The 454-nt window shown below is 64.5% G+C and carries 2 pseudogenes; one reads left to right on the top strand and one right to left on the bottom strand.

What is annotated here, in order from left to right:
• Window positions 1–182: pseudogene (locus A3764_RS00645) on the top strand (NAD-dependent epimerase/dehydratase family protein); the annotation flags it as partial.
• Window positions 183–265: 83 nt separating this feature from the next.
• On the opposite strand, the pseudogene A3764_RS00650 reads toward A3764_RS00645, so the two are convergent.
• Window positions 266–454: pseudogene (locus A3764_RS00650) on the bottom strand (ABC transporter ATP-binding protein); the annotation flags it as partial.

A 454-nucleotide genomic window follows, 5' to 3' on the forward strand; every position in this document is an offset into this window, starting at 1 on the left:
TCCTCGGTTACCGGCCCAAGGACAATGCCGAACAATTCGCCGAAGAGGTTCTGGCGCAGACCGATGCCCCGGATGTGACCGACCCCGGCGAGATGTGCCACGGCGGCCCCTTCGCCAAGGTGGATCTGGGCCAGAGCGGTCTGGCGCAGATGAACATCGTGGACGACCGAAAGAAGACCTGATGCGGCCCGCCCCCGCCGCCCGTGCATGGTGCAGGCGGCGGGACGCTCCGCGGGGAGTATTTGAAAAAGGGTGAAGGGGCGGCTCAGACCGACAGGTAGGCGTCGCGGATTTCGGGCTGCGCCTTGAGTTCGGCAAGGCTGCCCGCGAACTTCGCGGAGCCATGTTCGATGATCACCACGGCATCGGCCACGGCCTGTGCGAAATGCAGGTTCTGTTCGGAGAGCAGCACCGTCAGGCCCTCGGTCTTGAGCTGCAGGATAATCCTCGCCAT

The organism is Sulfitobacter sp. HI0129, from assembly GCF_001635395.1.
Lineage (GTDB): Bacteria > Pseudomonadota > Alphaproteobacteria > Rhodobacterales > Rhodobacteraceae > Sulfitobacter.